Here is a 21,784-nt window from a genome sequence, read left to right on the forward strand (position 1 = left end):
GTTTTTCCTCAGCGCACGCGAATTTTCGGCGCACCAGCCCCGCGGCGCAGGGTGGCAAGAAAGTGTTCGACCGGGGCAGCTGGCGCCACTTGCGGCAGTTGTTCCTTGTCCGGGCGTTGGGCCCAGAATTCGGTCCAAGACGGGAACAGGTCGTGAAACGTACCGGCGTAGGGTTCGCGCCCCGGCCAGCGCATTTTTTGCGTGCCGATCGGCGGTTTGTTGAGGTCACTGGCGTACCAGTAGCACGGCAGGCGGCGGCGGAAATACCAGCGCCCCTGCATACGCTCGTAGTCATCCCAATAGAGCATTTGCATGGTCACCCATTCGGGGCCGGTCTCGTGCTCGTTCTTGGAATACACCACGCCCACCGCATGGTCGGGGTCGGTAAACTCGATCAGGTGCTGGCCCAGGTGATGGGAGGTGCCGTGAAACTGGTCGCGCAGGGTGTCATCGACCCAGGCCTTGAGGTGCGCACGCCCGGTTTTTTCGCGGCCCACGCGAATGTCTTCAGCAAACAGGTTGACGTGGGCATCGAGGTCGCGCATGTCCAGCGACAGCGAATACTTGCCGGCCAACTGGCGGATTTCTTCAATCGACTCCAGTCGGTCGAGACGGGCTAGCAAGGCGTTCTGTTCCATAAAAAGGTCCTTATTCCAGTACCGTGTACAGCTCGCTGCTGCGCCCGCCATCCACCGGCAGGCAAGCACCGGTGATGTAAGAAGCTTCGTCGCTGGCCAGGAACAGAATGGCGTTGGCCACTTCCACCGGCTGGCCGACGCGTTTGAGCGGGATGAGTTTTTCGGTATTGGTGCGCGTCTTGTCATCGGTGAGCATGCCTGCCGTGGCCGGGGTCTCGACCACACCCGGGCTGACCACGTTGCAACGGATATTGTGGCTGGCACCTTCACTGGCCGCAGCGCGGCTGAAGTTGATCACCGCCGCCTTGGCGGCCGAGTAACCGGCCATCCACGGCGTACCGAACTGCCCGCAGATCGACGCCAGGTTGATGATCGAGCCGCTGCCCTGGGCACGCATCAGGCCCAGGGCCGTGCGCGTGCCCCAAAAGGTGCCGTCCACAGTGGTGGCAAAGTTCGAATGCCAGTCAGCGGTCGAGGTGCTGTCAATCGCGCCCCAGCTGTAGGCCATCGCGTTGTTGACCAGAATGTCCAGGCGGCCGTGGCGCTGCGCCGCATCGTTGATGGCTGCGACATAGGCCGCTTCATTGCTGACATCGGCCACTGCGCACTCGGCGCACCCACCGCTGTCACGGATCTGCGCGGCGACGGCCTGCAATGGCTCGATGCGCCGACCACAGAGCACCACCCGCGCGCCCTCCTCGGCAAACCGCAACGCCGTAGCCGCCCCGATGCCGGAACCGGCGCCGGTAACAAATGCAACCTTGCCCTGTAAACGAGTACCCATGTTCTGCTCTCCCATTGGCCTGTCAGATAAACGCCATGCCGCCGTTGACCGCGAGGTTCTGGCCGGTGATGAATGCTGCGTCTTCGCTGGCCAGAAAGGCGGCGACACGGGCGATTTCATGGGTTTCGCCCATGCGGCCCAGGGGGATGGCCTTGAGCATGCTTTGCATCCAGTCGTCCGGGATGTCGGCCATCATCGGCGTGTTGGTCGGGCCCGGAACGATGGTGTTGACGCGTATGCCGTTGCCTGCCAGTTCGCGGGCCATGCTGCGGGTCAGGCCCATTACCCCGGCCTTGGCCGCGCAGTAATGGCTGGGGCCTTCACCGGTAAGCGCCGCGGTGCTGGAGATATTGATAATCACCCCGGGCGTGGCAGCGGCAAGCATCAGTTTTACCGCTTCACGGCTGCAGAAAAACGTCCCGGTGAGGTTGACCCCGATCACCCGTTGCCAGTGCTCGTCAGGGGTTTGCGCGAAGGCATCGATGGAGCCGATGCCGGCGTTGTTGACCAGCACATCGAGGCTGCCGAAATGGGCGTAAACCCCCGCCATTGCCGTGGCCACCGAGTCGCTGTCGGCCACATTGCAACTCACAGCCAGCGCCATGTCGCCCAAGCCTTCAATACTCTGGCGTGCGGCTTCGAGGTTGATATCGGCGGCAACGACCTTGGCCCCTTGCTCGGCAAAGTGGCGCACGATCGCCCGCCCCATGCCCTGGCCTGCACCCGTTACAAACGCCACTTTATTCAGCAGTTTCATCGTGTTCTCCCACCTGCCCGATGTCGGCCCGCCGGTAAACCCGGACGGTGTATGGGAGCAATCATTGACTGGCGCAAAAAGCTGAACATCGTCCGATGGGACTAAGCAGCCCCGCAGCGGATGACGACCGTAGCAGCTGACGAGCAGCGCGAGGCTGCGTCCGGCGGCGAAGCCGTCGTAAATCAGTTAAACGCGGTGTGTCTGAAACACCGAACCCAAAGGGTTTTACGACGGCTTCGCCGCCGGACGCAGCCTTCGTTCCTCGGCAGCTGCTACAACTTGCATCCCCAGAGAGATCCTGTGCATGACCGGCTGGTCTAAATGGACGATGTTCTCCAGCCCCCCTTCGTGGAATAACACCCCCACTAGAACAAAAACCGGGAGAGCCCACCGTGTCCATACCCTTGCGCCCCACCTGGCGAACCCATTACGCACTCGGCGTCTTGGCTGCCATCTATATCTTCAACTACATAGACCGGCTGCTGATGGCCATTTTGATCGAGCCGGTCAAAGCCGAGTTCGGCATTTCCGATACCGGTATCGGCCTGCTCTCAGGCGTGACCTTTGCCGTGTTCTACACCCTGTTCGGCTTTCCACTGGGGCGCCTGTCCGACCGTATCGGGCGCAAGAAGGTGATTGCCTTTAGCTGCATCGCCTGGAGCGTGATGACCATTTTCTGCGGCTTCGCCGCCAGCTTTGCCATGCTGGTGATAGCGCGTATCGGGGTGGCCATCGGCGAAGCCGGGGGGACCGCACCGTCAATGGCGATGGTCTCGGACCTGTACCCGCCCGAACGCCGTTCCACCGCCCTGTCGGTATTGATGCTGGGCTCAAGCCTGGGAGCGATTTTCGGTCTGGGCCTGGGCGGCTGGATCGCCCAGCATTACGGCTGGCGTTTCGCATTTGTGGTGATCGGTGCGCCGGGAATTTTCCTCGGGCTGCTCCTGCTGCTTACCGTGCGCGCGCCCAAACCGGCACGGCTGGTAAGCCCCAGTCTGGTGGCGCAAGACCACTGGGCGGTCACGGTGCGTCAGTTGTTCCAGACCCCGTCCTTTTTCTGGCTGGTCTGCACGGGCGGCTCTGCGGCCATTGCCGGTTATGCCATCGGCACCTGGAGCCCGAGCTTCCTGATCCGCTCCCACGGCTTGAGCCTGCAGGACGCCGGGCTGCTGGCCGGGGTCGCAGGCGGCGCCGGGGCAACGTTCGGCACCCTCACCTGCGGCATCTTGTGCGATCGCCTGGCGCGCCGTGACAAGGGCTGGCAAATCGGCGTGCCGCTGCTGGGCACGCTGATCAGCATCCCCTTTGGCCTGGCCTATTTTCTGTGGCCGGTGGGCACCGCGTTTTATGTGGGCAACACCCCCGTGCCCAGCGCTTTCCTGTTTTATGGCGTGTTCAGCTTCTTCGGCACCTGGTGGGCAACACCTTGCTTGGGGGCGATTTCCCATCTGTTCCCGGCCACGCGACTGGCGCAGGCCACGGCGATTTTCGTGATGGCCATGACCCTGCTCGGGGTTGGCGTAGGGCCGCTACTGATCGGCATGCTCAGTGACGGCTTCGCCCATACCCTGGGCAACGAAGGCCTGCGCTATGCCCTGGCCTCCTGTGTTTCGCTGCTGGTCCTGGCCTCGGTGTTTCTGGCCTTGGCCCTGCCGCGCTATCGCAACCACCTGATGAACAAGACCCCGACCCCAGCACCGCTGGCTGACGCGGCCACTGCCTGACAACTGGAGATTGACTGATGACCGAACAAGACCTTCCCCTGCCCATCGGCCACTTTGTGACACTGGACAACGGCCTGCGCCTGCACTTTCTCGACGAGGGCAGCGGCCCGGTCGTATTGTGGCTGCATGGCAGCGGCCCGGGCGCCAGCGGCTACAGCAACTTCAAGGGCAACTACCCGCAGTTTGTCGCTGCCGGGTTTCGCAACCTGGTGGTGGATTTGCCGGGTTTCGGCCGCTCCGACAAGCCGGAAGAGGTGAACTATGACCTCGAGTTTTTCGTTAACACCCTGTCGGGCTTTCTCAAGGCCGTAGGCGTCAAGCGCGCTACCCTGCTCGGCAACTCGTTGGGTGGGGCGATTGCCCTGGGCCTGGCGCTGGCGGAGCCGGAGCGCGTCGAAAAGCTGATCCTGATGGCCCCCGGCGGTGTTGAAGAGCGCGAGACCTATTTCAAGATGATCGGCATCCAGCGCATGGTCGAGCTGTACAACGCAGGCCCGCTGGGCATCGAACAGATGCGCCGGATCATGAGCCTGCAACTGTTCGACAGCTCGCAACTGGACGACAACCTGCTGGCCGAGCGTGTGGCCGTGGCCTTACACCAGCCGCGCAATCTGTTCAGCACCATGCTGGTGCCCAACATGACCGAACGCCTTGAGGAACTGCAGGCGCCGATCCTCGGTTTCTGGGGCACCAACGACAACTTCAACCCCGCCACCGGCGCGCTGAAAGTGCTGAACCACGCGCCCAATGCGCGTTTTATCATGCTCAACCAGTGCGGGCACTGGGTGCAGGTTGAACACCGTGAGCTGTTCAACAAGGCGTGCCTGGAGTTTTTGCGCAGTTGAGGTCAACCCGTATCAACTGCGGCTGCCTGCGGGCGGCCGCAGCCCCTTCCAACACCCGCTCGGGCTGAAATAACAATGACAAAATACCCTCAGTTGCTGGCACCTGGTCGCATCGGTTCGATGGAACTGCGCAACCGCATCATCATGGCGCCGATGGGCTCCAATTTCGCCGAGGCCGATGGCCAGTGTGGCGAGCGCATCCAGGCCTATTACGAAGCCCGCGCCCGTGGCGGTGCCGCGCTGCTGATCATGGGCGTGTGCTCGGTGGCGTTCCCGGCCGGCACCGCCGAGCCATTCCAGGTCGGCGTTTCCAGCGATGACTTTATCCCCGGGCTCAGTCGCCTGGCCGAACGCGTGCATCAGCACGGCGCCAAAATCGCCATGCAGTTGCAGCACGCGGGCAAGACTGCAGTGCGCGACATGGCTGAAGGCCGGCAACTGTGGGTGCCTTCGGTACCGCCCATGTTGCAAAGCGACATGATGGCCGCATTGACGCCTGAAGAACTGGCCAACTTTGTCAGCTCCATGAAACGCCGCGCCGAAGGCTCGCCGATCCGGGTGATGGACAGCGCCGATATCGCGCAGATGATTGACTGGTTTGCCTGTGCCGCCGATCGCGCCAGGCGCGCCGGTTTCGACGGTGTGGAGATCCACGCGGCCCACGGCTACATCATCGCCGGCTTCTTGTCGGGCTATTACAACCAGCGTGAAGACGAATACGGCGGCACGCTGGAAAACCGCGCCCGGCTGTTGCTGCAAATCATCGCGGCCATACGGGCCAAGGTCGGCCATGAATTTGCCGTGTGGCTGCGCCTGGACGCCGAAGAGTTGCACACCCCCGGCGGCATCAATCTTGAAGACGCCAAAGCCGTGGCGCGCCTGGCAGAGGCCGCCGGGGTAGATGCCGTGAGCGTATCGGCCACTGCGCGAATCACCAGCGGCGTGGTGTTTACAGAGGCGCCACTGGTGCACAAGCCCGGCGGTTATCTGGAATGGACCGCCGCCCTCAAGCGCAGCGTACAGGTGCCGGTGATTGCCGTGGGGCGCATCGAGCCGGATGTCGGTGAAGCAGCCCTCAAGCGTGGCGACTGTGATTTTATCGCAATGGCGCGCAAGTTCCTGGCCGACCCCGACTTGCCCAACAAGCTGCTCCACGATCAGGAAGCCAGCATCCGCCCGTGCATCTATTGCTATGTGTGCGTGAGCCAGATTTTTATCAACGAACGGGTCAAGTGCGCGGTCAACCCCATGACCGGCCATGAGTTCGAATACGTGATCGGCCCCACGGCCACGCCCAAACATCTGGTGGTGGTCGGGGCCGGGCCGGCGGGCATGGAAGCCGCACGCATCGCTGCCTTGCGCGGCCACCGCGTGACCCTGCTCGAACGCAGCGACCGCCTCGGTGGCACGCTGTTTTTCGCAGGTCTGGCCTATGCCGAAAACGCGCGATTACTGGACAACCTCAAGGTGCAGGTGCAGCAGTCGTCGATAGATATCCGCCTCAATACCCAGGCCAGCCCTGCCCTGCTGCGCGACCTGGGCGCCGATCAGGTGCTGGTGGCCGTCGGTGCCGAACGTGCGGCCCCGGCGATTCCCGGCGCCGATCAGGACCATGTGTGGAGCGGCGACGAACTGCGTCGCCTGATGACCGGCGACCGCGCTGAAGAAATCGCCAAACGCAAACTGTCCTTTACCCAACGGGCGATGATGAAAGCCGGCAGCCTGACCGGTATCACCGACAGCCGTGAAGCCATGGAAAAACTGTCACGGGTGTGGATGCCGCTGGGCAAGCGCGTGACCATTATCGGTGGCGGCCTGGTGGGCCTGGAGCTGGCGGAGTTCCTGATTGCCCGCGGGCGCCAGGTGACCGTGCTGGAAAGCGGTACCCACCTGGGCCGCGAACTGGCCATTGTGCGCCGCTGGCGGGTGTTGCATGAGATTCGTGTGCATGGCGGCCAGCTGATCACCGGAGCCAGCGTCAGCGCCATTGAAGGTCATTGCGTGCGCTATCAACTGGCCGATGGGACCTCGGCGCAGAGCGAGGCCGACTCCGTGGTGCTGGCTATCGGTGCCCAGCCCGATACCGGACTGCTCGACGAGCTGACCCGGGCGGGCCTGAGCGCCAGCAGCATTGGCGACTGCCACAGTATCGGCTACATCGAAGGCGCCATCAGCGCCGGGCACAAGGCCGGGCGCGAAGCCTGATCCGCTAGCCGCTTCAGGGTTTTGCGAGCGACATACTTTCTCTGTGGGAGCCGGGCTTGCCCGCGATGCAGGCACCTCGTTCTGTCTGAATGAGCGAAGTGCTGCCATCGCGAGCAAGCCCGCTCCCACAAGAGCGGGTTGTTGCACATGTTTGCTTTTGCCGTGGCGACGTAAGCAGGCTCACCAGGGCGTTTCAAGCAAACAGTCAAACATCGCCTGGGCCGCGGCAGACAGCTCATGGCCGGGCTTGGTCAACACCCCGATGGCCCGCTCCACCACCGGCTCATGCAGGGTGATGCAGCATGCACCGAGTTCGCGCATCTGCTCGGCGCACAAGGCTGGAACCACACTGACACCCAGCCCGCAGGCGACCATGCGCCCCACCGTTGCCAGTTGATGGCTTTCAAAATCCACCGGCAGTTTCATCTGCCGGGCCTGCAAGTGTTCCTCCAGCATGACCCGCACGGCTGAAGGCCGCTGCAAGGTGATAAAGGGCTGCTGCAGCAAAGTGTGCCAGTCAATCAGGGTATGCCCGGCCAGCGCTGAGTCACGCGGTACCACGGCGACAAAACGGTCCCTGTACAACGGGGTAAAGGTCAACGAAGAACCCGGCGCGGGCTCGAAAGCCACACCCAGTTCCACTTGCCGATCGCCAACCAGCTCCAGCACTTGCTCATTGATCACGTCGTTGACCGTGACATTGACCTTGGGGTAACGCACACGAAAATCCTTGAGGATCGACGGCAGCAAATTACCCGCGAACGACGGGATGGCCGCCAGGGTCACGCGTCCACGTTGCAGGGTAAAGCGCTGACGTATCTCGTCCTCAGCGTTGTCCCATTCAGCGATCAGGCGCCGGGCCAGGGGCAGCAGCGATTCACCTTCGGGGGTCAGGGCCACATTGCGCGTGGTGCGGCTGAACAGGCGCCCGCCCAGGCCCTCTTCCAGGGCCTTGATGGTCAGGCTCAGGGCCGACTGCGACAAATGCAGGCGCTGGCAGGCCACCGCAAAACTCAAGCTCTGGGCCACGGCAAGAAAGGCGCGGATCTGTTTGACGGTCATCACATAGCCTCACGCTGATTAATTTGTTTTATCTATTAATTCACCTTAAAAATCAACTTAACAAAACAATCACCGGCAGTAACACTGCTTCAAACGGCTGACGACAGCCCACTAACAATAAAAGAGGTGCATATGGCTGGTTTCGACAAGTGCGTGGCGACCTACGAAGAGGCGCTGGCCGGGCTCAAGGACGGCATGACCGTGATTGCCGGCGGCTTTGGCCTGTGCGGCATCCCGGAAAACCTGATCAACGAGATCAAGCGCCAGGGCATCCGCGATCTCACTGTGGTCTCCAACAACTGCGGCGTTGACGGTTTTGGCCTCGGTGTGTTGCTGGAGGACCGCCAGATCAGCAAGGTGATTGCTTCTTATGTGGGTGAAAACGCCTTGTTCGAGAAGCAATTGCTCAGCGGCGAAATTGAAGTGGAACTGACCCCGCAAGGTACGCTGGCCGAAAAAATGCGCGCTGGCGGTGCTGGCATCCCGGCGTTTTTCACCGCGACCGGGGTCGGCACCCCCGTTGCCGACGGCAAGGAAACCCGCGAGTTCAAAGGGCGCACCTATTTGATGGAAGAGTCCATCACCGGCGACTTCGCGATTGTCAAAGGCTGGAAGGCTGACCGCTTCGGCAACGTGATCTATCGCCATACCGCGCAAAACTTCAACCCCCTGGCCGCCACGGCCGGCAAGATCACCGTGGTCGAAGTCGAAGAAATCGTCGAGCCCGGCGAGCTGGACCCGACGCAGATCCACACCCCCGGCATCTACGTCGACCGGATCATTTGCGGCACGTTTGAAAAACGTATCGAACAGCTCACCGAGCGCGCCTGATCCCCTTCCCCCAGCTCTGACGGAGTACCCACATGGCACTTTCCCGCGAACAAATGGCCCAGCGCGTCGCCCGCGAAATGCAGGACGGCTTTTATGTAAACCTGGGGATCGGTATCCCCACCCTGGTCGCCAACTACATCCCCGAAGGCATGGAAGTCATGCTGCAATCGGAGAACGGGCTGCTCGGCATGGGCGCCTTCCCCCGCGTCGGTGAAGCGGACGCGGACATGATCAACGCCGGCAAGCAAACCGTGACGGCCCGCACCGGGGCCTCGATTTTTTCTTCGGCCGAATCCTTCGCGATGATTCGCGGCGGCCATATCGATCTCACCGTACTCGGTGCCTTCGAGGTCGACGTACAGGGCAATATCGCTTCCTGGATGATCCCCGGCAAACTGGTCAAGGGCATGGGCGGCGCGATGGATCTGGTAGCCGGCGCAGACAATATCATCGTCACCATGACCCACGCCTCCAAGGACGGCGAGTCCAAACTGCTGTCGCGTTGCAGCCTGCCACTGACTGGCGCAGGATGCATCAAGCGCGTGCTGACCGACCTTGCCTATCTGGAGATCGAAAACGGCGCCTTCATTCTCAAGGAGCGCGCCCCCGGCGTCAGCATTGACGAGATCGTGCGCAAAACCGCAGGCAAGTTGATCGTCCCGGAGCATGTCCCGCAAATGCAGTTCGCTTGAGCCGCCCATTTTTCAGGAGAGATTTGATGCAAGATGTCGTTATTGTTGCCGCCACCCGTACTGCGATAGGCAGCTTTCAAGGCTCACTGGCCACTGTCCCGGCCGCCGAACTGGGCGCTGCGCTGATCCGTCAGTTGCTCGCGACAACCGGCCTGAAGGGTGACCAGGTGGATGAAGTGATCCTCGGCCAGGTGCTCACCGCAGGCTGCGGGCAGAACCCGGCACGCCAGGCGTCGATCCTTGCCGGCCTGCCCAACACGGTTCCGGCACTGACCCTCAACAAGCTCTGCGGTTCGGGCCTCAAGGCCTTGCACCTGGCTACCCAGGCCATTCGCTGTGGCGATGCCGAGGTGGTGATCGCCGGGGGCATGGAAAGCATGAGCCTGGCCCCCTATGTGCTGCCCGCAGCCCGTACCGGCTTGCGCATGGGCCATGGGAAGATGCTCGACAGCCTGCTGCACGACGGCTTGATGGATGCCTTCAACGATTACCACATGGGCATCACCGCCGAGAACCTGGCAGACAAGTACCAGTTGAGTCGCGAACAGCAGGACGCGTTTGCCGCCGCCTCGCAACAAAAAGCCAGCGCGGCAATCGAGTCCGGGCGCTTCGCTGACGAAATCACGCCGATTCTGATCCCTCAGCGCAAGGGCGACCCGCTGTCATTCGAAGTCGACGAACAGCCCCGCGCCGGGATCACCGCCGAGTCCCTGGGCAAGCTCAAGCCTGCGTTCAAAAAGGATGGCAGCGTCACTGCCGGCAACTCGTCGACCATCAATGACGGCGCCGCTGCCGTGATCCTGATGAGTGCCGACAAGGCCAAGGCGTTGGGCCTGCCCGTGCTGGCCCGTATCGCCGGTTACGCCAACGCCGGGGTCGACCCCGCAATCATGGGCATCGGCCCGGTCGCGGCCACCCGCGCGTGCCTGGGCAAGGCTGGCTGGAACATCGATCAGTTGGACCTGATCGAAGCCAACGAAGCCTTTGCCGCGCAATCATTGGCCGTGGCCAAGGAACTGGAATGGGACATGAACAAGGTTAACGTCAACGGCGGTGCCATTGCCCTGGGCCACCCGATCGGCGCCTCGGGTTGCCGGGTGCTGGTGACGTTGTTGCACGAGATGATCAAGCGTGATGCGAAAAAAGGCCTCGCGACCCTGTGCATCGGTGGTGGCATGGGCGTCGCCCTGGCCATCGAGCGCGACTGAGGGCCAAGCGTTCAAACAGCCAGCACGCAGCCCCACGATAGCCAAGTGCTGGCTGGCAGTACGCCCGGCGTGACCTCGGTTACGCCGGGTTTTTTTTCACCCGGGTTTGCTCGGGGGCAATCACCTGCCCTTGCGCAGTCACCGGCTGCATCAGGCCCAGCGGTTGGCCAGTGGTGCTGTCCACCAACTGCGAATGTGCCTCGTGGGGAGCAAACAGATGCTGCTCGGCCCATTGACGAAACGCCACGACCACCGGGAACAGGCTCTGGCCTTTCGCCGTCAGCACATACTCCTGATACGAGGTGCCATCTGATGCGGGTCGCACCTCGAAAATCCCGGCTTCCACCAGATTCTTCAGGCGGTTGGTGAGCACGCTGCGCGCAACGCCCAGACCACTCTGGAAATCCCCGAAGCGGCGAACGCCATCAAAGGCGTCACGCACGATCAACAATGACCAGCGATCGCCGATCAAGTCCACCCCCCGGGCCACCGGGCAGGCTGGGGCAGTTGAGGCAGAATCAGTAAGCGGCTTGACCATGCAGGCTCCTCTGGTGAAACGGGATGTCAGGGTGACGTCGAGCAACGAGTTTCATTTTAAGACTGGTTGACCTAGAATAAAACAAGTCTTAATTCGAGACTAGATTGCCGAGAGGTCCGCCCGTGCCATGTCATCATCTTCACCCGGTCAATACCGCGGCTTCTCCAGCACTGGTGGGGCTGTTTGCCTGCGCCAGCGGTTTGAGCGTAGCCAATGTTTATTACGCCCAACCCCTGCTTGACCAGATGGCCGCCGACTTTGCCATCAACCCGGGCGCAGCAGGTGGCGTGATGGCTGCAACACAGATCGGCAGTGTGCTGGCATTGCTGTTAGTCGTGCCGCTGGGTGACCAACTGAACCGCCGCACCTTGATGCTGGCCCAGATCGGCGCCCTGGTTGCGGCGCTGGTTTGCCTCGGCATCACTGGTTCTGCGGCGATCATGCTGCTGGCCATGATGATGGTTGGGCTGCTGGGCACCGCCATGACCCAAGGCCTGATTGCCTTCGCCGCCACCGCAGCACGGCCACAGGAACAGGGCCGGGTGCTGGGCACGGTTCAGGGCGGCGTGGTCATCGGCCTGCTGCTGTCACGGCTGGCGGCCGGGTTGATAAGCGATCTGGCCGGGTGGCGCTGGGTCTATCTAGGCTCGGCGCTGGTGATGGCCGCGCTGGCCCTGATCCTGTGCAAAGTATTGCCATCACAGCGGCCCACGGCGGCACCGATGGCCTATCCCAAGTTGGTGCTCTCGATGTTTGTGTTACTCAGGAACGATCGCGTGCTACAAATTCGCGGCATGCTCGGCCTGTTTATTTTCGCGGTACTGGGTATTTTCTGGAGCGCGCTGGTGTTCCTTCTGACTCAGGCCCCCTATGAGTTCTCACATACCATCATCGGCACCTTTGGCCTGGTCGGCGTCGCGGGCGCACTGGCAGCCTCACGCGCAGGGAGTTGGGCGGACCAAGGCCTGGGCCAAAGAACAACCGGTGCGGCCCTGGGGTTGCTGATCCTGGCCTGGGCAGCCTTGTCGCTGGCCCCTTGGTCGCTGCTGTGGCTGGTGATCGGCATTGTCATCCTCGACCTTGGCGCGCAGGCCGTGCATGTCACCAACCAGAGCATGATTTTCAGCAGCCCGGGCCACTCCCACAGCCGGGCCGTGGGCTGCTACATGCTCTTCTATGCCGTCGGCAGCGGATCGGGGGCGCTGGCCTCCACGGCCGTGCATGCCTCATTCGGCTGGAACGGCGTATGCCTGCTCGGCGCCGGCGTGAGCCTGACTGCCCTCGGATTCTGGGCAGCCACATTGCGTCATGCACCCGCAACGGCCCTGCCCGCGTAGTCGTACAAGTCGGCCGGCCCTGTGACATTCGCTCACTCATACGGGCCGCGGCAGCACTCGCCACCGTTCCGTATTGCGGAACAAATTCCATATGAGTGATACTGGCCAGCTCACTGACGCCAGGAATCCTGACTGATGCCCCATCGCCTGCATGCCGATGCCGTAACCCTTGGCTACGATCAGCGCACCATTTCCACCGACCTCAGCGTCAACATTCTCGATGGCTCGTTTACCGTGATCGTCGGCCCTAATGCCTGCGGCAAGTCCACCTTGTTACGGGCGCTGTCGCGCCTGCTGGTGCCCTCAAGCGGGCAGGTGTTGCTCGACAACACGCCGATCCATGCATTGCCCGGCAAAGAGGTGGCGCGTCGGCTCGGCCTGCTGGCGCAAAGTGCTACGGCGCCGGATGGCATCACCGTGGCCGATCTGGTGGCGCGCGGTCGTTACCCGCATCAGTCTTTTCTGCGCCAGTGGTCACCGGCCGACGAGCAAGCCGTGAGTGCTGCAATGGCTGCGGCCCGGGTCAGCGAGCTGGGCGAACGCCTGCTGGACGAGTTGTCGGGCGGCCAGCGCCAGCGGGTCTGGATTGCCATGGTGCTGGCACAGCAAACACCGATCCTGTTGCTGGACGAGCCCACCACGTTTCTCGATATTGCCCATCAGATCGAACTGCTCGAACTACTCGCCCGACTTAACCGCGAAGGCCGCACCATCGTTGCCGTGCTGCACGATCTCAATCAGGCCTGTCGCTATGCCTCGCACATCATTGCGATGAAAGACGGGGCCATTGTCGCCCAGGGAGCGCCAGCCGAGGTCTTTACCGAAAGCCTGGTCGAACGGGTATTCGGCCTGGCGTCGCTCATCATCGCCGATCCGGTGACCGGCACCCCGCTGGTGGTGCCCAAGCCCCGGGTGCCTGCCTAGGGCTTACTCGCCACCCTGCCAGGGCAAGCCACCGGTGGACTGGTTGACCCGGTGGGCAGCGTGGAACAGTGCCTGGCGGTCTTCTGGTGTCTTGAGCTGGCCCAGGTCGGTCACTGTGGTCATCACGCACACCAGTTCGCCCTGGGCATCAAACACCGGTGCGGCCTGGCCGGTGACATTGGACAGCAAGTGGCTGGTCAGTTCAGCCCAGCAACGCTGGCGCACTTCGTCCAGTACCGCCCTGGTTGGCGGCGTGCCGCGAAAATGCGCCGGTTGCTGCTTGCGCGCGGCATCAATGGTGGTTTTCGGCAACCAGGCCTGAAACACCAGGCCACAGGCGGTGTTGTCCAGCGGCAGGATATCGCCCAACGCCAGCGGGCTGATGGAAAAATAGGCACTGCGGTACCAGCGCACCAGCGTCGGCCCGCGGTCGGTCCAGATCGCCACACCACCACTGGCCGCATGTTCATGGGCCAGCGACTTCATGTGTTGGGCGGCAATTTCCACCGCATCCACGCGCTTCAACGCGCCGATGCCGATGCTCAATGCCGCCGGGCCCAAGTCGTACAAGCCACTGGCCGGATCCTGCTTGGCCAGCCCTTCCTTGACCAGACTTTGCAAATATCGATGAGTCGTCGAACCGCCGGTTTGGGTGCGTCGCGCCACTTCGCCCAAGGCCAGTTCGCGTTCGGCGCTGGCCAGCACATTGAGAAACCGCGCTGCAATCGCCACCGACTGGATGGTGCCCGAGCGCTTTTCGCTCGGGGTGTCCGGTGCATCGTCATCCGGTGCCTTCAGGTTTTTCAAGGGTTCTCTCCTCGCCACTGTCTCGCGGCTGTTTCTCAATAGGCATCAATCGACGCCGCGCATGATACCGGCTTTGGCAGGCGTCGCCTGCGACAAAATCCAGCATATAGCACGCCAACAAATACCACATAGAGGAATCAATTCTTTATTGAGGAACGTGATAGCCACATGCTACGATCGCCATAACGCGGATCATTCTCATTTGGAGCATCTCTTGAAGGCCTACTCCCCCCGAAAGCTGACGTGCGGTTTCAGCGTACTGACCCTGTCTACCCTGCTTGGCGCCAGCGCCGCACTGGCAGATGAAGCGCTTGCTGGCGATAAAAAACAGGCACTGGTGTTCGAGCCGATTACCGTGACGGGCGAAAAGCTCGAGCGTGACCTGAAGAGCACTGCTTCGTCGGTAACGGTTATTTCGGGGCGCGAGATCGACGAACAAAAAACCGGCGACTCCACCGTGCATGAAGTGCTCGAAGGCGTACCCAACGTCATCTATACCGATACCGTTGGCGCGCCGGTGATTCGCGGCATGGACAGCCAGGGGCCAAACAATGGCCAGAACGTGTTCTGGGGCGGCACGGTACCCCGCGCCACCATCAACCTGGACGGCCACTACCTGAACTACAACGAGATGTTCTTCGGGGCCACCTCGGTTTGGGACCTGGACAATATCGAGGTGTTCCGCGGCCCGCAGACCACCTCCCAGGGTGCCAACGCGATTGCCGGGGCGAGTATCGTCAACACGAAAAACCCCACCTTCACCCCCGAGGCGCTGTACCAGGCCGAGATCGGCAACTACAACCACAAGCGCACCTCGATTGCCCTCTCCGGCCCGCTGATGGGCGAAGACCTGGCCGGGCGCCTGGCAGTGGACTACTCGGCCCGCGACACCTTTATCGATTACACCAGCCCCAACTTCCAGAAGGGCAAGACTGATCAGGACTTCAGCGCACTCAATGCCCGCGCCAAGCTGCTGTGGTTACCGAGTTCGATGACCGGGCTGCAGGCAAAGCTCACCCTGGCCCACAACGACAGCAACCGCCCGAGCCAGGAATCAGCTTCCAAACCCTTCCACAAACTCGACCACATCACCAACACCATGCCGTCCTGGGAACAGACCACCAACACCGGGATCCTGGATGTCAGCTATGACTTCGACAACGGCATCAAGCTGTTCAACCAGGCGCAGTACTCCCACTCCAGCGTCAAGCGCTACACCGGTATCGCTGGCCAGGGTGATGCGGATATCAAGCAAAGCAATATTTCCAACGAAACCCGCCTGGTGTTTGGCGACCAGCACAGCGAGTTCAGCGGAGTCAGCGGGGTCTATGTAGCCCGCACCAAATCCGACGAATCGCTTTTACTCTCCGGCCTGTCGAGCTTTGATGACACCAAGGAAAACTTCGGCCTGTTCGGTGAGTTGAATTACCGCCTCAACGACCGCTGGACCCTGAGCAGCGGCCTGCGCTACCAGCAAGACCGCATCGACCGCCAGGGCACGTCGGTGCTGGCACCGGGGCCGCTGGATTATCAGAAAACCTTCTCGGCCTTTTTGCCCAAGGTGTCGCTGGCCTTCGCCGCTACCCCGGACTGGACACTGGGCGCCATGATCAGCCGCGGTTATAACCCGGGTGGCATGTCGCTCAACCTGAGTACCCGCCAGTGGCAGGACTTCAAGGAAGAGTCGGTGTGGAACTACGAACTGTTTACCCGCGCCAATCTGCTGAATGACCGCCTGATCCTCAGCGCCAACCTGTTTTACATGGACTTCAAGGATGCCCAGTACAATATCCCAGTAGTGGTCTCCCCGGGTATTGCCCAGTCCTACACCATCAATGCTGAAAAAGCCCACGGCTACGGCCTGGAGCTGGGCGCCGACTATCAGCTACTCGACAGCCTCAAGCTGCGCGCCAGCCTGGGCACGCTGCGCACCCGCATCGACAAGATCTCCAGCAACGAGGCGTATCAGGCCAACGAATTCGCCCGCTCGCCGGGTTACACACTGAGCATTGGGCCGAGCTGGGACATCACCGAAAAAACCAATCTGTCGGTACAGGTGCGTCATTACGACGGCTACTACTCCGACACGGCCAACAGCAAAAGCCTGACCATCGACTCCTACACCCTGACCGATGCACGCATGAGCCATCGTTTCAGCGAGGCCATCGAAGTGTATGGCTATGTGAAAAACCTGTTCGATGACCGCTCCGCCATTTATATGCAGCAAAACCGTGGCATTGGCGGCCTGGAAGCGAGCATGACCACGCCGCGCATGTTCGGCATCGGGGTCAAGGGCGCGTTCTGAGCCTTTGCCTGCCCATGAACGGGCGGCCCCGTGGCGGGCTGCCCTGGTTTTTTTTCAAGCTGGAAACCTGCATTTATGAGCACCCACAAACACCTGCATATCGGCCTGTCGCTGGCCCCTACCTGGTTGAGCGGCGATGGCTGGAGACGGGAAAACAGCAATATCGAAGAGATTTTCACCGCAGACTACGCCATCGATCTGGCGGTGCGCGCCGAAGCCGCGCACCTGGATTTCGTGTTTCGCCCCGACGTCAGCTGCATGCCCATGCACATGCTCGACAGCGGCTCAGGCTTTGCCAGCCTCGACCCCACAGTGCTGCTCGCTGCCGTGGCCCGGGAAACGTCGCATATCGGTCTGGTGTCCACGGTATCGACCACCTTTTTTCCGCCTTATGTGGTGGCCCGCCAGTTGCAATCGCTTAATTGGGTGAGCCGTGGCCGCGCCGGCTGGAATATCGTGACCGCCCTGCAGGGCCACGAAAACTTCGGCCTGGAGCAAATGCCCAGCGCCGAGGAACGCTATGAGCGCGCCGCCGAATTTACGTCGGTGGTGCAGCAACTGTGGGCCAGTTTCCCCAACGCGGCATTGAAGATCGACCGCGCCAGCGGCCACTATGCTGACGCGTCCCAGGTGCATGCCATCGACCATGACGGCAAGCACCTCAAGGTCAAGGGGCCGCTCAACCTGCCCGCCTACCCCGGCCCGCGCATCCCACTGATCCAGGCGGGTGCATCGGCATCGGGGCGCGATTTTGCCGCCTCGGTGGCAGACCTGGTCTTCGCCCCGACGCCCGACAAGGAAGCCGCCCTGGAACTGCGTCGCGATCTCTCGCAGCGGGCCCTGCGCCACGGCCGCGACCCCGCCGGGATTCGGCTGCTGCCTGGCCTGAGCCTGTACCTGGCCGCCACCCGCGAAGAGGCCCGCGCCCTGTTTATGCAAACCCACGCGCGGCTGGACAAGCCGCGCAAACTGGCGTCGATCAAGGACATGATCGGCCTCGACCTGACTGACTGGCCCCCAGGCCGCCCGGTGACCCGCACCGACCTGCCACCTGTGGCGCCCGATGCCGGCAGCCGCACCCACAACAGCCTGCTGCGCCGCCTGATCGAGCGTGAATCCCTGACCCTCGAGCAGTTGCTGCTGCGCCCCGAGGTGATCTCTGCAGCGCATTGGCAAGTGGTGGGCACAGTGGACGACGCCCTGGAGCAGATTATCGACTGGGCCCACAGCGGTGCGATTGACGGTTTCATTGCCGCCCCGGGCGGCTCGGTGGAGTCGGTGCATCTGTTTCTGCAACAGCTGATGCCGCGTCTGGTGCAGGCCGGGCTGTTCCGCCAGGGCTACAGCGGCGCGACCTTTGCCCATCACCTTAACGAGGGCCGCGAGCATGCTTAGAACACTCGCCTTGCCCCTGGTCGCGTTGCTGTTGACGGGGCTGGCCCACGCCGCCGACAAACCGCAACGCATCGTCTCCACCACCCCCAGCGTGACCGGCATCTTGCTGGCAATAAATGCACCTGTGATTGCCACCGCCGCTGCCGCACCCAGCCGCCTGACAGATGCCAAGGGGTTTTTCCGGCAGTGGGCCGAAGTCGCCGACCAGCGCGCAGTGCAAGTGCTGTATCCCAACCTGCAGTTTGATCTTGAGGCCGTGATCGGCTGGGCCCCTGACCTGCTGGTGGTGTCGGCCACCGGTGCCGACAGCGTGCTGCAACATCAGGCCGAGCTTGAGGCCCAGGGCATCAATAGCGCCGTGGTCAACTATTCCAATCACAGCTGGCAGGAAATGGCAGTCGAACTGGGCAAGGTCACCGGGCTGGAGCAGCAGGCGCAGGCTGCAATCCAGCGCTTCGATGCCTACACCCTTAAAGTCGCCTCTGGCCTGACGCCGCCCCCGGGCACGGTCAGTGTGGTGGGCTACAACATTGCAGGCAGTTATTCGGTGGGGTTGCCCGCCAGCCCCCAGGCACGCTTGCTCAGCGCACTGGGGTTTACCGTAGCGGGCTTGCCTGACGCGCTCAAGGATCAGGTGCGGCGTAGCTCGGACGTGGGTTTTATATCCCGCGAGAACCTGTCCCGGGCCATTGCCGGTGACAGCGTTTTCCTGCTCGGCGGCAGTAATGCCGATGTGCAGGCGTTTCTCGCCGACCCGGTACTGGCCAATCTGCCTGCGGTGCGCAACAAACAGGTGTACCCACTGGGGGTCAGTTCGTTTCGCATCGACTACTACTCGGGCAAGCAGATGATCGATACCGTCGCACGGAGTTTCCCCTGAGTCATGGCCCTGTCTCTTCAGCGAACCGCGTTACGGTTCAAGCAGCCACACCGTAAACGCCTGCGCGGCCTGGTGGGCGGCCTGGCATTGCTGGTACTGATGGTGGGGCTGAGCCTGGCCCTCGGCTCACGCCCCCTGAGCCTGAACCAGGTCCTTGATGCGCTGGGTACCTATGATCGGCAAAACGACGTCCACCTGATCGTGCGCGAGCTGCGTATCCCGCGCACCCTGGTGGCGGTCCTGGCCGGGCTGGCGCTGGGGATGGCCGGAGCGATCATGCAGGCGGTCACGCGCAACCCGCTGGCCGAGCCGGGCCTGCTGGGTATCAATGCAGGTGCTGCACTGGCAATCATCATAGGGGCGGCCGCGTTCAATCTGGTCACGCCACTGGCCTATGTGGGGTTCGCCTTTATCGGCGCAGGGCTGGCAGGGGTCACCGTGTTTATCATCGGTCAGGCCCATGCCGGCACCTGCAACCCGGTGCGCCTGGTCCTGGCCGGAGCCGGGCTGTCGATCATGCTGGTATCGGCCACCGGCATTTTTATCCTCAATGCCCCTGCCGACGTCTTCGACCAGTTTCGCCATTGGGCCTCTGGCTCCCTAGAGCGCAGCGGCCCGCAAGCCGCCTGGGTGCTGTTAGCGGCCGTGATCCCGGGCGGTGCCATCGCCCTGGCGCTTGCCGGCAACCTCAATGTGCTGGCGTTGGGCAAGGACATGGGCCTGGCCTTGGGCGCCAGCCCGCGTTCAACCTGGCTGCTGGCGTGCCTGGCGGTGATGCTGCTGGCCGGCGCGGCCACCGCCGGCGCCGGCCCAATCGGTTTTGTCGGGCTGGTGGCACCGCATATCGCAAGGTTGCTGGTCGGCCCGGATCAGCGCTGGATCCTGCCCTATTCCGCCCTGTATGCCGCCATCCTGCTACTGGCAGCCGATGTGCTCGGGCGCGTGGTAGTGGCCCCGTCCGAAGTCGCGGCGGGGATCATCGCCCTGTTGCTGGGCGGCCCGTTCTTTATTGCCGTGGTACGCAAGTACCGATTGAGTCAACTATGAAAACTGCCCTGCCTGCGGTCATCCGCTTTGCTTCATGTTCACTGCTCTGGCGCCCGCGAGTGATGCTGATCGGCACGCTGTTGATGGTCCTGACCCTGTTGCTGGGGGTCATGCTGCTGGGCGTCGGCACGCTGGCGCTAAGCCCCGGCGAAGTGCTGGCCAGCCTGTTCGGAGCGGGTGACAACCCCACCGCCGAGCGGGTGATCTGGCGTGTCCGTTTACCCCGGGTACTGACAGCCGTCTGCGTCGGCGTGGCGTTGGGCATGGCGGGGTCGATCTTCCAGTCCATCTCGCGCAATGCCCTCGGCTCGCCGGACATCATCGGTTTCACCACCGGAGCGGCCAGCGGTGCGATTGTGCAGATCATCCTGTTCAATGCCGGGCCGCTGGGCACCTCACTGGCCGCAGTGCTCAGTGGCATATGCACCGCAGCCCTGGTCTTTGTGCTGTCGATGAAGGGTCGCACCAGCGGCGGCTACCGCCTGGTGCTGGTGGGCATCGGTGTTGGCGCGATGCTGACCGGGCTCAACACTATCCTGCTGGTGACCGGCGATCTCGACCAGGCCATGACGGCGCAGCTGTGGCTGTCCGGCTCACTCAACACCCGCACCTGGGCCCATGTGCTGCCAGCGGCGCTGGGCCTGGTGCTGATCACCCCCGTTGCGGTCTACCAGGCCCGGCAACTGAACCTGCTGGAAATGGGCGACGACACCGCCAGCCAACTGGGCGTGAGTGTTGAACGTTCGCGCCTGCTCATGGTGATGGCGGCGGTAGGCCTCACGGCCATTGCCACGGCGGCGGCCGGCCCTATCAGCTTTATCGCCCTGGCAGCGCCGCAGCTGGCCCGCAGGCTGACCGGTTCGCCCGATATCCCGTTGCTGACAGGTGCGGTGATGGGGGCCTTGCTATTGCTGGTGGCCGACCTGGTCAGCCAGCGTTTCACCCAGCACCTCAACTTGCCGATCGGGTTGACTACCGGTTTGCTGGGCGGGCTTTACCTGCTGTGGTTGCTGGCCGGCAGTCGCAAGCTTTAACGCTGGCGCAATCGCATGGCCCCTGCCTGCAGCCCCCCATTCAATCAATGGGGGGCCGGTTCTTCCCTGACCTCTGGAATAGTCAAGATCCGCTTCAGCAACTCGGCGGTCTCCACCCGACTGGTTTTCTTGAATTCGACCGTGACGCTTTCAGTGCCCATCTGTGGCCCCTGCTCGACCAGCACCTCCTTGAGGCGCACGGCATCCACGCCCAAAAACGCCTCAAGACTCTTACGATTGAGCACACCCGTCGGCGCTACCAGCTTGATCACATGGACCTTTATATAATCGCGATAACGGTGCTCGATCGGCCCGATGGCGATCAGGATGGCCAGAATCAGCACGGTCGCAGCCACACCCAACACATACATGCCGCCGCCAATCGACATGCCGATGGCCGCCACCGCCCACAGGCTCGCCGCCGTGTTCAACCCCTTGATCACTTCACCGCGCATCATGATCGAGCCGGCCCCGAGAAAGCCGATGCCGGTGACAATCTGCGCAGCAATCCGCGAAGGGTCCAGTTGCGTGCCCGGCTGGGTCAGCGCCTGCTGAAAGCCGAAGGCCGACACCGTCATAAACAAGCATGCGCCAGTCGCCACCAGCATGTGCGTGCGCAAACCCGCCGTCCAGAATTGATGCTCGCGCTGCAAGCCAATCAGGCTGCCGAGCACCGCTGCCAGCAGCAAACGGCCAATCATTTCCCATTCTGAAATCATGCCAATCCCTCGAACCAGAGCATCTGCCTGCGCAGTAAGTGCCCACAGCATA

General features: G+C 62.5%; 20 protein-coding genes. 13 read left to right on the forward strand and 7 right to left on the reverse strand.

The annotated features are described in order from the left end of the window. Nucleotides 1-8 precede the first annotated feature (8 nt). From BLU25_RS04170 to BLU25_RS04180, 3 genes are read right to left on the reverse strand one after another with little or no spacing between them, the layout of a single operon-like run. The gene (locus BLU25_RS04170) at nt 9-638 is read right to left on the reverse strand and encodes a nuclear transport factor 2 family protein (protein ID WP_016781128.1); all 630 of its coding nucleotides are present in this window, start codon (nt 636-638) and stop codon (nt 9-11) included. A 10-nt stretch (nt 639-648) separates the two neighbouring features. Then, nucleotides 649-1,422, reverse strand: a complete 774-nt coding sequence (locus tag BLU25_RS04175) for an SDR family NAD(P)-dependent oxidoreductase (RefSeq protein ID WP_016781129.1) — start codon at nt 1,420-1,422, stop codon at nt 649-651. A gap of 22 nt (nt 1,423-1,444) precedes the next feature. Further along, entirely contained in the window at nt 1,445-2,179 is a 735-nt protein-coding gene (locus tag BLU25_RS04180) for an SDR family NAD(P)-dependent oxidoreductase (RefSeq protein WP_016781130.1), read from the reverse strand. A gap of 392 nt (nt 2,180-2,571) precedes the next feature. Between BLU25_RS04180 and BLU25_RS04185 the strand changes: the two genes are divergently transcribed. From BLU25_RS04185 to BLU25_RS04195, 3 genes are all read left to right on the forward strand, one after another. After that, the gene (locus BLU25_RS04185; RefSeq protein ID WP_029611439.1) at nt 2,572-3,903 is read left to right on the forward strand and encodes a spinster family MFS transporter; all 1,332 of its coding nucleotides are present in this window, start codon (nt 2,572-2,574) and stop codon (nt 3,901-3,903) included. Between the two features lie 17 nt (nt 3,904-3,920). After that, on the forward strand, nt 3,921-4,748 hold the full coding sequence (locus tag BLU25_RS04190; protein WP_016781132.1) for an alpha/beta fold hydrolase: 828 nt from the start codon (nt 3,921-3,923) through the stop codon (nt 4,746-4,748). 75 nt (nt 4,749-4,823) lie between these two features. Further along, nucleotides 4,824-6,953 (forward strand): oxidoreductase, encoded by a 2,130-nt coding sequence (locus BLU25_RS04195; RefSeq protein WP_083369534.1) that lies wholly within the window; start codon nt 4,824-4,826, stop codon nt 6,951-6,953. Between the two features lie 180 nt (nt 6,954-7,133). Here the strand turns inward: BLU25_RS04195 and BLU25_RS04200 are convergent, their stop codons facing one another. After that, nucleotides 7,134-8,015, reverse strand: coding sequence for a LysR family transcriptional regulator (locus BLU25_RS04200; protein WP_016781134.1), 882 nt, complete (start codon nt 8,013-8,015; stop codon nt 7,134-7,136). Nucleotides 8,016-8,147: 132 nt separating this feature from the next. Here BLU25_RS04200 and BLU25_RS04205 point away from each other — a divergent pair, with 132 nt between their 5' ends. Genes BLU25_RS04205 through BLU25_RS04215 form a run of 3 tightly spaced genes read left to right on the forward strand, consistent with a single transcriptional unit; the run spans nt 8,148 to nt 10,746 of the window. Further along, nucleotides 8,148-8,846 carry a CoA transferase subunit A gene (locus tag BLU25_RS04205; protein ID WP_016781135.1) on the forward strand — a complete coding sequence of 233 codons (699 nt, stop codon included), beginning with the start codon at nt 8,148-8,150 and terminating at the stop codon, nt 8,844-8,846. A 32-nt stretch (nt 8,847-8,878) separates the two neighbouring features. Further along, on the forward strand, nt 8,879-9,538 hold the full coding sequence (locus BLU25_RS04210) for a CoA transferase subunit B (protein ID WP_016781136.1): 660 nt from the start codon (nt 8,879-8,881) through the stop codon (nt 9,536-9,538). A gap of 26 nt (nt 9,539-9,564) precedes the next feature. Beyond that, nucleotides 9,565-10,746: an acetyl-CoA C-acetyltransferase gene (locus BLU25_RS04215; protein ID WP_016781137.1), complete on the forward strand. Its 1,182-nt coding sequence runs from the start codon at nt 9,565-9,567 to the stop codon at nt 10,744-10,746. A gap of 79 nt (nt 10,747-10,825) precedes the next feature. Here BLU25_RS04215 and BLU25_RS04220 read toward each other — a convergent pair whose 3' ends face one another. Continuing rightward, on the reverse strand, nt 10,826-11,284 hold the full coding sequence (locus BLU25_RS04220; RefSeq protein WP_016781138.1) for a winged helix-turn-helix transcriptional regulator: 459 nt from the start codon (nt 11,282-11,284) through the stop codon (nt 10,826-10,828). Nucleotides 11,285-11,406: 122 nt separating this feature from the next. On the opposite strand from BLU25_RS04220, the gene BLU25_RS04225 reads away from it, so the two are divergent. Together BLU25_RS04225 and BLU25_RS04230 are read left to right on the forward strand one after the other, a co-directional pair. After that, nucleotides 11,407-12,621, forward strand: a complete 1,215-nt coding sequence (locus BLU25_RS04225) for an MFS transporter (RefSeq protein ID WP_050901274.1) — start codon at nt 11,407-11,409, stop codon at nt 12,619-12,621. Between the two features lie 135 nt (nt 12,622-12,756). Beyond that, entirely contained in the window at nt 12,757-13,545 is a 789-nt protein-coding gene (locus tag BLU25_RS04230) for an ABC transporter ATP-binding protein (protein WP_016781140.1), read from the forward strand. 3 nt (nt 13,546-13,548) lie between these two features. On the opposite strand, the gene BLU25_RS04235 is transcribed toward BLU25_RS04230, so the two are convergent. Then, on the reverse strand, nt 13,549-14,343 hold the full coding sequence (locus BLU25_RS04235; RefSeq protein ID WP_371837093.1) for an IclR family transcriptional regulator: 795 nt from the start codon (nt 14,341-14,343) through the stop codon (nt 13,549-13,551). Between the two features lie 223 nt (nt 14,344-14,566). Between BLU25_RS04235 and BLU25_RS04240 the strand changes: the two genes are divergently transcribed. The 5 genes from BLU25_RS04240 (at nt 14,567) to BLU25_RS04260 (ending at nt 21,013) form a co-directional block, all read left to right on the forward strand. Further along, nucleotides 14,567-16,657 carry a TonB-dependent receptor gene (locus BLU25_RS04240; protein ID WP_016781142.1) on the forward strand — a complete coding sequence of 697 codons (2,091 nt, stop codon included), beginning with the start codon at nt 14,567-14,569 and terminating at the stop codon, nt 16,655-16,657. Nucleotides 16,658-16,732: 75 nt separating this feature from the next. Beyond that, a complete protein-coding gene (locus tag BLU25_RS04245) occupies nt 16,733-18,052 on the forward strand; it encodes an NtaA/DmoA family FMN-dependent monooxygenase (RefSeq protein ID WP_016781143.1) in 1,320 nt (439 codons plus the stop codon). Beyond that, complete coding sequence (gene fepB, locus BLU25_RS04250; protein ID WP_029611440.1) at nt 18,045-18,932, forward strand: Fe2+-enterobactin ABC transporter substrate-binding protein; 888 nt, start codon at nt 18,045-18,047, stop codon at nt 18,930-18,932. The genes BLU25_RS04245 and fepB overlap by 8 nt, the downstream gene beginning before the upstream one ends. 3 nt (nt 18,933-18,935) lie before the next feature. After that, on the forward strand, nt 18,936-19,979 hold the full coding sequence (locus BLU25_RS04255; RefSeq protein ID WP_016781145.1) for a FecCD family ABC transporter permease: 1,044 nt from the start codon (nt 18,936-18,938) through the stop codon (nt 19,977-19,979). After that, nucleotides 19,976-21,013: a FecCD family ABC transporter permease gene (locus BLU25_RS04260; RefSeq protein WP_016781146.1), complete on the forward strand. Its 1,038-nt coding sequence runs from the start codon at nt 19,976-19,978 to the stop codon at nt 21,011-21,013. The genes BLU25_RS04255 and BLU25_RS04260 overlap by 4 nt, the downstream gene beginning before the upstream one ends. A gap of 44 nt (nt 21,014-21,057) precedes the next feature. On the opposite strand, the gene BLU25_RS04265 is transcribed toward BLU25_RS04260, so the two are convergent. Continuing rightward, nucleotides 21,058-21,732 (reverse strand): MgtC/SapB family protein, encoded by a 675-nt coding sequence (locus tag BLU25_RS04265; RefSeq protein ID WP_016781147.1) that lies wholly within the window; start codon nt 21,730-21,732, stop codon nt 21,058-21,060. Between the last annotated feature and the right edge of the window lie 52 nt (nt 21,733-21,784).

Source organism: Pseudomonas fragi, assembly GCF_900105835.1.
Lineage (GTDB): Bacteria > Pseudomonadota > Gammaproteobacteria > Pseudomonadales > Pseudomonadaceae > Aquipseudomonas > Aquipseudomonas fragi.